Origin of the sequence: Streptomyces sp. WAC04114 (assembly GCF_019733245.1) — a bacterium.
In the GTDB taxonomy this organism is placed as follows: domain Bacteria; phylum Actinomycetota; class Actinomycetes; order Streptomycetales; family Streptomycetaceae; genus Streptomyces; species Streptomyces massasporeus_A.
Map to the genome: position 1 here is coordinate 1 of NZ_JAIGQA010000197.1, position 14,179 is coordinate 14,179.

Consider the following 14,179-nt stretch of genomic DNA (forward strand, 5'->3'; position numbering starts at 1 on the left):
CGCCCAGCCCCCCGCAGGCCACCCCCGCATCGCCGACCTCGGCTGCGGGCCCGGCAACGTCACCACGCTGCTCGCCGCCCGCTGGCCCACCGCCCGGATCACCGGCTACGACAACTCGCCCGAGATGCTCGACAAGGCCCACGTCGACCACGAGGGGCCGACCCCGGGCGGCGGGCGTCTCGACTTCGGCCACGCCGACGTGCGGACGTGGACGCCGGACGAGCCCCACGACCTGATCATCAGCAACGCCACGCTCCAGTGGGTGCCCGGCCACGCGGAGCGCTTCGCCGACTGGGTGGCGGGACTGAAACCCGGCGGCAGCCTCGCCTTCCAGGTGCCGGGCAACTTCGACGCCCCCAGCCACCGGCTCATGCGCGAACTCGCCGGTTCGGCGCGCTGGCGCGGCCGGCTCGCCGACACCCTGCGCCACACCGACGCCGTCCACACCCCCGCGGCCTACCTGGCACGGCTGACGTCCCTCGGCTGCGCGGCCGACGCGTGGGAGACGACGTACATCCACCTGCTCCAGGGCGAGGACCCGGTGCTCGACTGGGTGAAGGGGACCGGCCTGCGGCCCGTGCTGACCGCGCTCGCCGACGACCCCGAGGCGCGGGAGGCCTTCGTCGCCGAGTACCGGGCGGCGCTGCGCGAGGCGTATCCGGCCGGCCCGCACGGCACGCCGTTCCCGTTCCGCCGGGTGTTCGCCGTCGCCCGGAAGGAGGGCCGATGACCACCGCCCTCGACCACGCCCGGCTCGCCGCCCCGCCCGGCAGCGAGGAGCGGCTGCGGGCTTCCTGCGTCGACGTCCTCGGCACGACCGAGGTGCCGAAACCGCCCGAGCTCGCCCGGCGGGGCGGGTGCTGGTTCCGGGCCGGGGCGGTGCGGCTGCATCTGCGGATCGGCCGCCTGGAGTTCCCCGACCCCCTCCAGAACCGACCCGGTCAGGCCTTGCGGCGCCCTATCAGGTGCGGCTTGGCCTCTATCCCGTCCAGGCCGTGCCACGCGAGGTTCACCAGGTGCGCGGCGACCTCGGCCTTCTTCGGCCTGCGGACGTCCAGCCACCACTGGCCGGTCAGGGCGACCATGCCGACCAGTGCCTGCGCGTACAGCGGGGCCAGCTTCGGGTCGAAGCCGCGGCTCTTGAACTCGCGGCCCAGGATGTCCTCCACCTGGGTGGCGATGTCCGAGATCAGCGAGGCGAAGGAGCCCGTCGACTGGGGGATGGGGGAGTCACGGACCAGGATGCGGAAACCGTCCGTGTACTCCTCGATGTAGTCCAGCAGCGCGAACGCCGCCTGTTCGCACAGTTCGCGCGGGTGACCGGCCGTGAGGGAGCTGGTCACCATGTCCAGCAGGCGCCGCATCTCACGGTCCACCACGACCGCGTACAGCCCTTCCTTGCCGCCGAAGTGCTCGTACACCACCGGCTTGGACACCCCGGCCTTCGCCGCGATCTCCTCCACCGACGTGCCCTCGAAGCCCTTCGCCGCGAAGAGCGTGCGACCGATCTCCAGCAACTGCTGACGGCGCTCGGCACCGGTCATCCGGGTGCGACGCGCTCGCCGCGGCTTGTCATTGCTGGGGGTGTTGCTCGAGTCGGTCGCCACAGCGACCATCATGCCGCCTCGACGGGCTCCTTCCCGCGCGGGGAGGAGCCTTCCCCGGTGTTACGGCGCGAATCGATACGGGAGCGTGACGGCCACCGCACGTCGTACGCCCAGCCCGCCATCTCGAACCACCGGATCAGCCGGGCGGACGAATCCAGCTGCCCGCGCATCACACCGTGCCGGGCCGACGTCGGGTCGGCGTGGTGCAGGTTGTGCCAGGACTCACCGCACGACAGCACCGCCAGCCACCACACGTTGCCCGAGCGGTCACGCGACTTGAAGGGGCGCTTGCCGACCGCGTGGCAGATCGAGTTGATCGACCAGGTCACGTGGTGCAGCAGGGCGACCCGCACCAGCGAACCCCAGAAGAAGCCGGTGAACGCGCCCCACCAGGACATCGTGACCAGACCGCCGATCAGCGCCGGCAGCGCCAGCGACAGCACCGTCCACAGGACGAACTGGCGGGAGATGGCGCGCAGCGTCTTGTCCTTGATCAGGTCCGGGGCGTACTTCTCCTGCGACGTCTGCTCCTCGTCGAACATCCATCCGATGTGTGCCCACCACAGGCCCTTCATCAGGGCCGGAAGCGTCTCCCCGAACCGCCACGGCGAATGCGGGTCACCCTCCGCGTCGGAGAACTTGTGGTGCCTGCGGTGGTCCGCCACCCAGCGCACCAGCGGACCCTCCACCGCCATCGACCCCGCGATCGCCAGGGCGATCTTCAACGGCCGCTTCGCCTTGAAGGAACCGTGCGTGAAGTGACGGTGGAAGCCGATCGTGATGCCGTGGCACCCCAGGTAGTAGAAGAACACCAGCAGACCGAGGTCCAGCCAGCTCACCCCCCACCCCCACGCCAGCGGCACGGCCGCCAGCAGCGCGACGAACGGGACGGTGATGAAGAGGAGCAGGGCGATCTGCTCGATGGACCGCTTCTTCTCGCCGCCCAGCGTGGCGGAAGCGGCATCGGTGGCCTGACCGGGCGCCTTCGGGGCGTCCTCGATCACATCGGAACTACTGGTCATACGCGTCCCCTGGGGGGTATGTGAACGGTGAAGGAGTGGCCGGGGCACGCGAACCGTGACGTGCTTCCTACGGTTCCGTAACCTACGGCATCGTAAGTATGGCAGTGCGTCGCCCGGCGGCAAGAGCCCGCGAGCCTGCGCGTCCCGGCCGACACCTATCCTGGAGTCGGTCGGACAGCGCGGTCCGCTCTGATTTCTTCCCGGATGTCCGGACCGTATGCGGCGCCCCGCCGCGCGAGACGCCGTCCGGGTTCCCCTCCCAGACGAGCTTCAACACTGCAAGGAGCCGCACCTGTGAGCAGTGCCGACGACCAGACCACGACGACGAGCAGCGAACTGCGAGCCGACATCCGCCGGCTGGGCGACCTGCTCGGCGAGACCCTCGTCCGCCAAGAGGGCCCCGAGCTGCTGGAACTCGTCGAGAAGGTCCGCCGCCTCACCCGCGAGGACGGCGAGGCCGCCGCCGAGCTGCTGCGCGGCACCGAACTCGACACCGCGGCCAAGCTGGTCCGCGCCTTCTCCACCTACTTCCACCTGGCCAACGTCACCGAACAGGTCCACCGCGGCCGCGAGCTGCGCGCCCGCCGCGCCGCCGAAGGCGGACTCCTCGCCCGTACCGCCGACCGGCTCAAGGACGCCGACCCCGAGCACCTGCGCGAGACGGTCAGCAACCTCAACGTCCGCCCCGTCTTCACGGCCCACCCCACCGAGGCCGCACGCCGCTCGGTCCTCAACAAGCTCCGGCGCATCGCCGCGCTCCTGGAGACCCCGGTCATCGAATCCGACCGGCGCCGCCTGGACACCCGCCTGGCCGAGAACATCGACCTCGTCTGGCAGACCGACGAGCTACGTGTCGTGCGCCCCGAGCCCGCCGACGAGGCCCGCAACGCCATCTACTACCTCGACGAGCTGCACGCGGGCGCCGTCGGCGACGTCCTGGAGGACCTCACCGCCGAACTGGAGCGGGCCGGGGTCAAGCTCCCCGACGACACCCGCCCCCTCACCTTCGGCACCTGGATCGGCGGCGACCGCGACGGCAACCCCAACGTCACCCCCCAGGTCACCTGGGACGTCCTGATCCTCCAGCACGAACACGGCATCAACGACGCCCTGGAGACCATCGACGAACTCCGCGGCTTCCTCTCCAACTCCATCCGCTACGCCGGCGCCACCGAGGAACTGCTGACCTCCCTCCAGACCGACCTGGAGAACCTCCCCGAGATCAGCCCCCGCTACAAGCGCCTCAACGCCGAAGAGCCCTACCGGCTCAAGGCCACCTGCATCCGGCAGAAGCTGGAGAACACCAAGAAGCGCCTCGCCAAGGGCACCGCCCACCGCGACGGCCGCGACTACCTCGGCACCAGCGAACTCCTCGACGACCTGCGGATCATCCAGCGCTCCCTGCGCGAACACCGCGGCGGACTCTTCGCCGACGGCCGCCTCGCCCGCACCATCCGCACCCTCGCCGCCTTCGGCCTCCAGCTCGCCACCATGGACGTCCGCGAACACGCCGACGCCCACCACCACGCCCTCGGCCAGCTCTTCGACAGGCTCGGCGAGGAATCCTGGCGCTACGCCGACATGCCCCGCGACTACCGCACCAAGCTCCTCGCCAAGGAGCTCAGGTCCCGCAGGCCGCTCGCGCCCACCCCCGCCCCCGTCGACGCGCCCGGCGAGAAGACGCTCGGCGTCTTCGGCACCGTCAAGCGCGCCCTGGAGGTCTTCGGACCCGAGGTCATCGAGTCCTACATCATCTCCATGTGCCAGGGCGCCGACGACGTCTTCGCCGCCGCCGTCCTCGCCCGCGAAGCCGGTCTCATCGACCTGCACGCCGGCTGGGCCAAGATCGGCATCGTGCCGCTCCTCGAGACCACCGACGAGCTCAAGGCCGCCGACACCATCCTCGAGGACATGCTCTCCGACCCGTCCTACCGGCGCCTCGTCGCGCTCCGGGGCGACGTCCAGGAAGTCATGCTCGGCTACTCCGACTCCTCCAAGTTCGGCGGCATCACCACCAGCCAGTGGGAGATCCACCGCGCCCAGCGCCGCCTGCGCGACGTCGCCCACCGCTACGGCGTACGCCTGCGCCTCTTCCACGGCCGCGGCGGCACCGTCGGCCGCGGCGGCGGCCCCACCCACGACGCGATCCTCGCCCAGCCCTGGGGCACCCTCGAAGGCGAGATCAAGGTCACCGAGCAGGGCGAGGTCATCTCCGACAAGTACCTCATCCCGTCCCTGGCCCGGGAAAACCTGGAGCTGACCGTCGCCGCCACCCTCCAGGCGTCCGCCCTGCACACCGCGCCCCGCCAGTCCGACGAGGCCCTCGCCCGCTGGGACGCCGCGATGGACGTCGTCTCCGACGCCGCCCACGCCGCCTACCGCCGCCTCGTCGAGGACCCCGACCTGCCGACGTACTTCCTCGCCTCGACACCGGTCGACCAGCTCGCCGACCTGCACCTGGGCTCCCGGCCCTCCCGCCGCCCCGGCTCCGGCGTCTCGCTCGACGGCCTGCGCGCCATCCCCTGGGTGTTCGGCTGGACCCAGTCCCGGCAGATCGTCCCCGGCTGGTTCGGCGTCGGCTCCGGCCTCAAGGCCCTGCGCGAAGCCGGCCTCGACACCGTCCTCGACGAGATGTACGGACAGTGGCACTTCTTCCGCAACTTCATCTCCAACGTCGAGATGACCCTGGCCAAGACCGACCTGCGGATCGCCCAGCACTACGTGGACAGCCTCGTCCCCGACGAGCTCAAGCACGTCTTCGACACCATCAAGGCCGAACACGAACTCACCGTGCGTGAGGTGCTGCGCGTCACCGGCGAAGAGGAACTCCTCGACGCCGCGCCCGTCCTGAAGCAGACCTTCGCCATCCGCGACGCGTACCTCGACCCCATCTCCTACCTCCAGGTCGCCCTGCTCAAGCGGCAGCGCGACGCCGCCGAAGCCGGCGAGCAGCCCGACCCGCTCCTCGCCCGCGCCCTCCTCCTCACCGTCAACGGCGTGGCAGCCGGCCTGCGCAACACCGGCTGACCCACCCCGGACACGACCGTGCCCCCGAGCCCGTACAGGCTCGGGGGCACCGTCATGTCCCACGTCAGCCGCGGACCGCCCGCCGACGCCGCAGCACCAGATAACCGCCCGCCGCCACCAGCGCCGCAGCCACACCCGACAGCACACCCACCGGGGCACCGTTACCCGTCTCGGCGAGATCACCCTCCGCACCACCCTGCGGAGACGGCGACGACGCCGGCACAGCCCCACCGGCCGACGAACTCGCCGACGCAGACCCACTCGGCTCACCCGACGGCGCCTCGGACGCCCCCGGCGAGGACGACGGCGAAGCCGACGCGGACGGCGTCGCACCACCCGGCTCCTGCTCGTCCTCACAGTCCGTCCAGAACACCTTGTGCTTGGCGGACCCCTTATCCCCCTCGAAGTTCCAGAACAGCTTGTAGTGCCCGTCGGGCAGCGACAGGTCCTCGCTGCGCCCATGGCCCTGAGCGTCCAGCGTCAGCGCACCGGACTCCACCGTCGCCCCCTTGTTCTCACTCGGGGGGATCGCGTCGATGCGCCAGTCGACCCGCTGACCGCCGTCGAAACCGAAGGCATCCAGATAGAACGCGCACACGTGCGGCTCGTTGCGGCGCAGCTCCTCACCCGTCGAGGCGTCATGGATCTTCACCGTGCCGTTGTCACCGGGAGGCGTGGCATGAGCGGCCGGAGCGAGCAGAAGGACCGCCGAAGCGGAGGCGCAGACAAGCGCCGAAGCGAGAGAGGGTTCGCATGGAGGTCGTCCATCTTCGAGAAGTGACCGGGAAGATGTGGAGGGGGCGGCTCAGCTTCCAGCCTCGCCCGAACGCCCGTCAATCACGAACAGACAACGCTCCGTTCCTCCACAGATGTGGAGAACGCCAGAACCCCTCAGACGGTCACGAACGCCGCCGTCAGCAACGCCACCCCCGACAACGCCATCACCCACGCCGCCCGCGTCCGCAGCAGACCACCCGCCACCACCACCGACGCCAGCAACAACGCACCACCCAGCGGAATCCACGCGTACAGCACACCCGCCGGACCCGAACGCACCGCGTCATCACGACCGGACTTCAGGACCACCGTGTACGTCCGGCCCCGCTCCACCGCCACCGACTTCTCCAGCACCACCCGCGCCCGCGGCTGCGAACCCTCCGACAACGGCGTGTACCGGCCCCAGCACGTGTCCGCCCCGCACCGCGACACCTCGACCGTGCCCCGCTCCCGGCCCTTCGTCAGCATCACATGCTGCGCTGTACCCCACGAGGCCCACACACCCGCGATCAGGATCAGCACCGCGACCGCACCCATCGCCGCGAACCTCCCGAACCGCAGCACGGCGGCCGAACCCTGGGACGAAGAGGTGGCAATGGCAGGCATGGCCGGGATCATTGGCCATGCCTGAACGGCCCGTCAACCTCGCGGGTGACAAGTCAGGAGTTGTACGTGCTTTGCGCCCGCTCCAGCCCCTCGATCACCAGAGCCTCCACCGCATCCGCCGCCCGGTCCACGAAGTAGTCCAGCTCCTTGCGCTCCGCCGACGAGAAATCCTTCAGCACGAAATCCGCCACCGGCATCCGCCCCGGCGGCCGCCCGATCCCGAACCGCACCCGGTGATACTCCGCACCGAACGCCTTCGTCATCGACTTCAGCCCGTTGTGACCGTTGTCCCCGCCACCCAGCTTCAGCCGCAGCACCCCGTAGTCGATGTCCAACTCGTCATGCACCGCCACCACATGGCCCACCGGCACCTTGTAGAAATCCCGCAGCGCATTCACCGGGCCACCCGACAGGTTCATGTACGACATCGGCTTCGCCAGCACCACCCGCCGGTTCAACGGCCCTGGAGGCCCGATCCGACCCTCCACGACCTGCGCCTGCGCCCGCCCGGCACGCTTGAACCTCCCCCCGACCCGGTCCGCCAGCAGATCCGCCACCATGAAACCCACGTTGTGCCGGTTCCCGGCGTACTCCGGCCCCGGATTGCCCAGCCCCACGATCAGCCAGGGAGCGGCCGCATCGGTCGTCACGTCCATGTCTCCTTCATACGCGTCGGCCGCTGCCCCGCACGGGAACAGCGGCCGACGAAACGACGACGAAGAGGATCAGGCCTCGGCGGCCTCTTCCTCGACGGTCTCCTCGCCCTCCGGGGCCTCCTCGGCCTGCGCGGCCAGGACCTGAAGGACGACAGCGTCCTCCTCGACGTTCAGCGTCGTGCCCTTCGGCAGCTCGATGTCCTTGGCCAGGATCGAGTCACCCGCGGCCAGACCCTCGACGGACACGGTGACCGACTCCGGGATGTGGGTCGCCTCGGCCTCGACCGGCAGCGCGTTCAGCACGTGCTCCAGCAGGAAGCCACCCGGGGCCAGCTCGCCCTCGGTGTGCACCGGAACCTCGACCGTGACCTGCTCGCCGCGCTTGACCAGCAGCAGGTCCACGTGCTCCAGGAAGCCCTTCAGCGGGTCACGCTGCACCGACTTCGGAATCGCCAGCTCGTTCGTCTTGCCGTCGATGTCCAGCGCGATCAGCACGTTCGGCGTACGCAGCGCCATCAGCAGGTCGTGACCCGGCAGGGTCAGGTGCAGCGGGTCCGAACCGTGCCCGTACAGGACACCCGGAACGTTGTCTTCACGACGGATACGGCGCGCGGCACCCTTGCCGAACTCGGTGCGCGTCGCGGCGGAGATCTTCACCTCGGACATAGTCACTCCTCGAAGTCAGAAACGGACGTGGTCACCCGGCCACGAACGGCCTGCTACGAAGAGCGCGTCGATAACGGACCACCGCATCCCCAAACGGGAACGGCCTCCCTCGCCGAGCAACTTCAGCAGTCTACTCGGCGAGGGAGGCCGCACCCAAAACGATCTACGGGAGCCCGACCAGGGAGCTCCTACTGCTCGTCGAACAGGCTCGTCACCGAACCGTCCTCGAACACCTCACGCACCGCACTCGCGATCGTCGGAGCGATCGACAGCACCGAGATCTTCTCCAGGTCCCGGCTCAGCTCACCCGGCGTCGGCAGCGTGTCCGTGAACACGAACTCGCTCACCCGCGAGTTCTTCAGCCGGTCCGCGGCCGGACCCGACAGCACACCGTGCGTCGCCGTCACGATCACGTCCTCCGCACCGTGCGCGAACAGCGCGTCCGCGGCGGCACAGATCGTCCCACCGGTGTCGATCATGTCGTCCACCAGGACACACACGCGACCCTTCACCTCACCCACGACCTCGTGGACGGTGACCTGGTTCGCGACGTCCTTGTCACGCCGCTTGTGCACGATCGCCAGCGGCGCACCCAGCCGGTCGCACCAGCGGTCCGCCACCCGCACCCGGCCGGCGTCCGGCGACACGACCGTCAGCTTCTCCCGGTCCACCTTCCGGCCCACGTAGTCCGCCAGCAGCGGCAGCGCGAACAGGTGGTCCACCGGACCGTCGAAGAAGCCCTGGATCTGGTCCGTGTGCAGATCCACGGTCAGGAGCCGGTCCGCACCCGCGGTCTTCATCATGTCCGCGATCAGACGCGCCGAAATCGGTTCACGTCCACGGTGCTTCTTGTCCTGCCGCGCGTAACCGTAGAACGGCACGATGACCGTGATGGAGCGGGCCGACGCACGCTTCAGCGCGTCGATCATGATCAACTGCTCCATGATCCACTTGTTGATCGGAGCCGTGTGGCTCTGGATCAGGAAACAGTCCGCGCCACGCGCCGACTCCTGATAACGCACATAGATCTCACCGTTCGCGAAGTCGAAGGCCTTCGTCGGGACAACCCCGACACCCAACTGCTGGGCGACCTCCTCGGCAAGCTCGGGGTGGGCGCGGCCGGAGAAGAACATCAACTTCTTCTCGCCGGTCGTCTTGATCCCGGTCACAGCACTGTCTCCTCAGAGGTGTCGCAGCTAGGGGTCGAGAAACCTCGCAGCCGGCTTGCCGGAGGCCGTCTCAGCTGGTGGGGGTGCGGGTGTGCACTTATCACCGTACGCCGTGTTTGAGGCATCGGTTTCCGGTCAGCCCTCGTCGGCCGACCCCCGGGAAGCCGCCTCGGCCGCCTTCGCAGCCGCGCTCCCCGGACGCTTGCGAGCCACCCAACCCTCGATATTCCGCTGCTGACCACGGGCCACGGCCAGCGAACCCGCCGGCACATCCTTCGTGATCACGGACCCGGCGGCGGTGTACGCACCGTCCCCCACCGTGACAGGCGCCACAAACATGTTGTCCGAGCCCGTCCGGCAGTGCGAACCGATGGTCGTGTGGTGCTTCTCCTGGCCGTCGTAGTTCACGAACACGCTCGCGGCACCGATGTTCGTCTGCTCACCGATCGTCGCGTCACCCACGTACGACAGGTGAGGCACCTTCGTTCCGTCACCGATCGACGCGTTCTTCGTCTCCACGTACGTCCCGATCTTGCCCTTCGCCCCCAGCCGCGTCCCCGGACGCAGATACGCGTACGGACCCACCGTCGCATCCGCGCCCACCTCGGCACCCGCGGCCACGGTGTTGTCCACCCGCGCACCCGCACCCACCCGGGTGTCGGTCAGCCGGCAGTTGGGCCCGACCTCCGCGCCCTCACCGAGATGCGTCGAGCCGTGCAGCTGCGTACCCGGGTGCACGACGGCGTCCCGCTCGAAGGTCACGGTCACGTCGATCCACGTCGTCGCCGGGTCGATGACGCTCACGCCGGCGAGCATGGCCTCGGTCAGCAACCGGTCGTTCAGGATCCGGCGGGCCTCCGACAACTGCACACGGTTGTTGATCCCGGCGATCTCACGGTGGTCGCCGGCCACCGACGCCCCGACCCGGTGCCCCGCCTCACGCAGGATCCCGAGCACATCGGTCAGATACTCCTCGCCCTGGCTGTTGTCCGTCCGCACCTTCTTCAGCGCGTCCGCCAGCAACTGCCCGTCGAACGCGAACACACCCGAGTTGATCTCACGGATCGACCGCTGGGCGTCGGTGGCGTCCTTGTGCTCCACGATCGCCGTCACGGCACCGGAGGCGTCGTCCCGGACGATCCGCCCGTACCCCGTCGCGTCCGGCACCTCGGCGGTCAGCACGGTGACCGCGTTGCCGTCGGCGGAGTGCGTGTCGGCGAGAGCCCGCAGAGTCGCCCCGGTCAGCAGGGGCGTGTCCCCGCACACGACCACGACGGTCCCGTCCACGGACCCGCCCAGCTCCTCCAGGCCCATCCGCACGGCGTGCCCGGTGCCGTTCTGCTCCGCCTGCACGGCGGTACGGACGTCCGGGGCGATCTCACCGAGATGCGCGGTGACCTTCTCACGGGCGTGGCCGACCACGACGACCAGATGCTCGGGCTGCAGCTCGCCGGCGGAGGCGAGGACGTGTCCCACGAGACTGCGACCGCAGAGCTCGTGCAGGACCTTGGGTGTGGCCGACTTCATACGGGTGCCCTCACCCGCTGCGAGAACGACGACGGCTGCCGGGCGGTTGGCGCTCACGGGATGCCCTTCGGCTGTGGATGGGGTGGGGTGACATCCGCAGGATACCGGGGGGTTTTGTGGGGGCATGGGTGCGGGTCCTGACCGGGTGGTGATCGGCCAGGACCCGAACCGAGGTCGTGTGGTTTGTGGGCTCCCCCGCAAGGATTCGAACCTTGTCCTGCTAGATCCAAAATCTAGTGTGCTGCCAGTTACACCACGGGGGACAGCGCCTCAGACCTTACCGGAGACGTGCTTCGGCGTGGGCAACGATGCCGCCCCACCAGCCCTCGATACGCCGGTACAGTTCCGCGCTGCGTTGCACGGTGAGTACTAGGCATCCCCGGTACTCGACACCGGTGTTCTTGCGTACCGTCTTCGGGTTGTGCCGCTTGATTGTTGTCTTGCCGAAGGCGTCGCGGTGGGTCTCGGCGATCTCTGCCCAATACGCCTCAGCCGCCTCGACGTCGGCTGACTCGTGAATCATCACTCGGTAGGTGATGTGAGCCCGATCGACTTCGAGCAAGTCGAGCCAGGCCAGGAACACGCGAATCATGTTCGGGTCGCTGTTGACGAACGTGACTCGCTCGCGCCGCGCATGGGGTTTGTCCTTGGTCCCCTCGGCCCAGTACAGGCCAACACCCAGCAAGAAGAGTTCGCGTTCCGACAACTGGCCGACCTCTTCAGTGGCCCTTCGCTTGGTCCGCTGTCGCGCGTCCTCCCGCACCGCCAGCTCGTGCTCCCACCTCCGTCGCGCTGCCAGCTTCGCCTGCTCCGTCGGATCACGACGCTCCGGTTTCGGCAGATCCCGTACCCACAGCGAGATCGAACTCCTGGAGCACCCCAGCTCGACCTCGATCTGGTCGTACGTCCAGCCCTGGAGCCGCAGTTCCCTCGCCTTCTCCCTCAGGTCGTCCTTCGCCCGGGGGCGCTTCGTCCAGGCCGGGGGCGGTTCTCCCCTTCACCAGCTGGTTGAGGATGTCGTTGTTGTAGATCTTCAGCTCGTCGCGGATCTGGCGGAGGCTGAGGCCCTGGCGGCGGAGCGCCACCGCCTTCTCCCGCAGCCTCTCGAAGTCGGCGTACTTGCCGGATGCATGTGCCATACGCATACCGTCCGGGCGGAATGATCGCTTCCGATGTCGAACGGTGAGCGATTCAGCAGTTCGAGGGATATCGGGTGGTATCGCAGCCGAACGGTCACGGAGTGTGGTGTAGGCCAGTCCGGGAAATGCGCCGGAAAACCGGCGGGGGGCGCCCGTAGGCTGGGAGGCATGACCGCGACGGGGGAAGAGCATGTGACGGCCCGGGGAGGGCCGTGGTGGTGGGCCAGGCGGCGTAGCGCCGTGTTCGATGCGAGCCTGGCCGTGGTGTCCGCGCTGGAGTGCGCGTTGGAGGGGATCCCGTTCGCGCGGGACGCGGGGATCCCGGTGGCGGCGGGGGTCGTCTTCGGGTTGCTGGCCGGTTCCGTGCTGTTGGTGAGGCGCCGGTGGCCGATCGCCGTCGTGCTGGTCTCGATCGCCATCACGCCCGCCGAGATGGGCTTCCTGCTGGGCATCGTCGGCCTGTACACGCTGGCCGCGGCGGAGCTGCCCCGGCGGATCATCGCCTCGCTGGCGGGGATGTCGCTGGTGGGGACGTTGATCGTGACGTTCGTGAAGACGCGGCAGGACATGTCGCGGGGGGACCTGGACATAGGGGACTGGTTCGTGCCGTTCGCGGCGATCACGATGTCGCTGGGCTTCACGGCGCCTCCGGTGCTGCTGGGGCTGTATGTGGGGGCGCGGCGGCGGCTGATGGAGAGCTTGCGGGAGCGGGCGGACAGTTTGGAGCGGGAGCTTCAGTTGCTCGCGGAGCGTGCGGAGGAGCGGGCGGAGTGGGCCCGTAACGAGGAGCGGACGCGGATCGCGCGGGAGATGCACGATGTCGTGGCGCATCGGGTGAGTCTGATGGTGGTGCATGCGGCGGCGTTGCAGGCGGTGGCGCGGAAGGATCCCGAGAAGGCGGTGAAGAACGCCGCGCTGGTGGGGGACATGGGGCGGCAGGCGCTGACGGAGCTGCGGGAGATGCTCGGGGTGCTGCGCAGCGGTGGGGGTGAGCGGCGGGCGCCGGCGCCGTCGGTGCCGTTGGCGGCGGTGGGGGTGGCGGCCGCGGCGGCTGCGGCGGCTTCGCGGGCGGCGGATGACGAGGGTCCGTGTCTGGCGGAGCTGGAGGAGTTGGTGGGGCAGTCGGCTGCCGCGGGGATGGTGGTGGCGTTGTCGGTGGAGGGGGATGTCCGGTCGTATGCGCCGTTGGTGGAGCAGACGGCGTATCGGGTGGTGCAGGAGGCGTTGACGAACGTCCATAAGCACGCGGCCGGGGCGAAGACGTATGTGCGGTTGGCGCATCGGGTGTCGGAGATCGCGATGCAGGTGGAGAACGAGCCGCCTGAGGAGGCGGCGTCGTCTGCGCGGTTGCCGTCGGGTGGGAACGGTCTGGTGGGGATGCGGGAGCGGGTTTCGGCGCTGGGTGGTGTGTTCGTGTCGGGGCCGACGGATGCGGGGGGTTTTCGGGTGTCGGCGGTGATTCCGGCGTCGTAGCGCGGCTGGGTGTTCAGCCGGTGGTGAGGCGGGCGGGTGCGGTGCCGGCGATGAGGGTGGCGAGGGCTTGGTCGATGTCGGGGCCGAGGTACCAGTCGCCGGTGTGGTCGAGGGTGTAGACGCGGCCGTCGGTGTCGATGGCGAGGAGTGCCTGGCTGTCGGTTTCGGCGCCGAGGGGGCAGACGTCGGTGCCGAGGGCGCGGCCGAGGTCGCCGAGGGTGCGGGCCATGTGGAGTCCGCCGAATTCGGCCCACGCTTCGACGGCGGCGGGGAAGACGGTGTGGCGGTGTCCGGCGGGGGAGGCGTGGTCGCGCAGGGCGTCGGCCCAGATCTCGGCTTGTTTGATGTCCCAGCGTCCGGGTTGCCAGCCGGCGGCGCGCAGGGCGGCGTCGACGGGTACGGCGAAGCGGGTGGTGGAGGTGCGGTCTGTGTGCATCTGCCCTTCGTCTCGTCGAGGTCTTGGGGCGCGCGTGAGGGTGCGCCGTGCTGCGTGGTGCTGGGGGGTGGGGG

12 protein-coding genes, 1 tRNA gene and 2 pseudogenes are annotated in these 14,179 nt (G+C 69.4%); 4 read left to right on the plus strand and 11 right to left on the minus strand.

Annotation, left to right across the window (positions count from 1 at the left end):
* Together K4G64_RS33450 and K4G64_RS40730 are read left to right on the plus strand one after the other, a co-directional pair.
* Positions 1–730 (plus strand): trans-aconitate 2-methyltransferase (locus K4G64_RS33450; protein ID WP_221759676.1); only part of this gene is annotated, 730 nt, incomplete at its 5' end.
* A pseudogene (locus tag K4G64_RS40730) lies at positions 727–900 on the plus strand (glyoxalase); the annotation flags it as partial. The gene K4G64_RS33450 and the pseudogene K4G64_RS40730, both read left to right, overlap by 4 nt.
* A gap of 41 nt (positions 901–941) precedes the next feature.
* Here the strand turns inward: K4G64_RS40730 and K4G64_RS33455 are convergent.
* Together K4G64_RS33455 and K4G64_RS33460 are read right to left on the minus strand one after the other, a co-directional pair.
* Complete coding sequence (locus tag K4G64_RS33455) at positions 942–1,619, minus strand: TetR/AcrR family transcriptional regulator (protein ID WP_221759677.1); 678 nt, start codon at positions 1,617–1,619, stop codon at positions 942–944.
* Positions 1,616–2,629, minus strand: coding sequence for a fatty acid desaturase (locus K4G64_RS33460; protein WP_221759678.1), 1,014 nt, complete (start codon positions 2,627–2,629; stop codon positions 1,616–1,618). Before K4G64_RS33460 ends, K4G64_RS33455 begins: the two co-directional genes overlap by 4 nt.
* 294 nt (positions 2,630–2,923) lie before the next feature.
* Between K4G64_RS33460 and ppc the strand changes: the two genes are divergently transcribed.
* A complete protein-coding gene (gene ppc, locus K4G64_RS33465; RefSeq protein WP_221759679.1) occupies positions 2,924–5,656 on the plus strand; it encodes a phosphoenolpyruvate carboxylase in 2,733 nt (910 codons plus the stop codon).
* Between the two features lie 64 nt (positions 5,657–5,720).
* Here the strand turns inward: ppc and K4G64_RS33470 are convergent, their stop codons facing one another.
* The 8 genes and pseudogenes from K4G64_RS33470 to K4G64_RS33505 form a co-directional block, all read right to left on the minus strand.
* Positions 5,721–6,308 (minus strand): LPXTG cell wall anchor domain-containing protein, encoded by a 588-nt coding sequence (locus tag K4G64_RS33470; RefSeq protein ID WP_308122558.1) that lies wholly within the window; start codon positions 6,306–6,308, stop codon positions 5,721–5,723.
* 239 nt (positions 6,309–6,547) lie between these two features.
* Positions 6,548–7,039, minus strand: coding sequence for a hypothetical protein (locus K4G64_RS33475; protein ID WP_260461331.1), 492 nt, complete (start codon positions 7,037–7,039; stop codon positions 6,548–6,550).
* Between the two features lie 53 nt (positions 7,040–7,092).
* Positions 7,093–7,695 (minus strand): aminoacyl-tRNA hydrolase, encoded by a 603-nt coding sequence (gene pth / locus K4G64_RS33480; RefSeq protein ID WP_185007705.1) that lies wholly within the window; start codon positions 7,693–7,695, stop codon positions 7,093–7,095.
* A 69-nt stretch (positions 7,696–7,764) separates the two neighbouring features.
* Positions 7,765–8,361 (minus strand): 50S ribosomal protein L25/general stress protein Ctc, encoded by a 597-nt coding sequence (locus K4G64_RS33485; RefSeq protein WP_221759681.1) that lies wholly within the window; start codon positions 8,359–8,361, stop codon positions 7,765–7,767.
* A 188-nt stretch (positions 8,362–8,549) separates the two neighbouring features.
* A complete protein-coding gene (locus K4G64_RS33490; RefSeq protein WP_221759682.1) occupies positions 8,550–9,530 on the minus strand; it encodes a ribose-phosphate diphosphokinase in 981 nt (326 codons plus the stop codon).
* 135 nt (positions 9,531–9,665) lie between these two features.
* Positions 9,666–11,114: a bifunctional UDP-N-acetylglucosamine diphosphorylase/glucosamine-1-phosphate N-acetyltransferase GlmU gene (glmU, locus tag K4G64_RS33495; RefSeq protein ID WP_221759683.1), complete on the minus strand. Its 1,449-nt coding sequence runs from the start codon at positions 11,112–11,114 to the stop codon at positions 9,666–9,668.
* A 133-nt stretch (positions 11,115–11,247) separates the two neighbouring features.
* A tRNA-Gln gene (locus tag K4G64_RS33500) sits at positions 11,248–11,320 on the minus strand.
* Between the two features lie 14 nt (positions 11,321–11,334).
* A pseudogene (locus K4G64_RS33505) lies at positions 11,335–12,196 on the minus strand (hypothetical protein).
* A 168-nt stretch (positions 12,197–12,364) separates the two neighbouring features.
* Here K4G64_RS33505 and K4G64_RS33510 point away from each other — a divergent pair.
* Positions 12,365–13,669 carry a sensor histidine kinase gene (locus K4G64_RS33510; RefSeq protein WP_221759684.1) on the plus strand — a complete coding sequence of 435 codons (1,305 nt, stop codon included), beginning with the start codon at positions 12,365–12,367 and terminating at the stop codon, positions 13,667–13,669.
* A 13-nt stretch (positions 13,670–13,682) separates the two neighbouring features.
* Here K4G64_RS33510 and K4G64_RS33515 read toward each other — a convergent pair whose 3' ends face one another.
* The gene (locus tag K4G64_RS33515; RefSeq protein ID WP_221759685.1) at positions 13,683–14,105 is read right to left on the minus strand and encodes an SUKH-3 domain-containing protein; all 423 of its coding nucleotides are present in this window, start codon (positions 14,103–14,105) and stop codon (positions 13,683–13,685) included.
* Between the last annotated feature and the right edge of the window lie 74 nt (positions 14,106–14,179).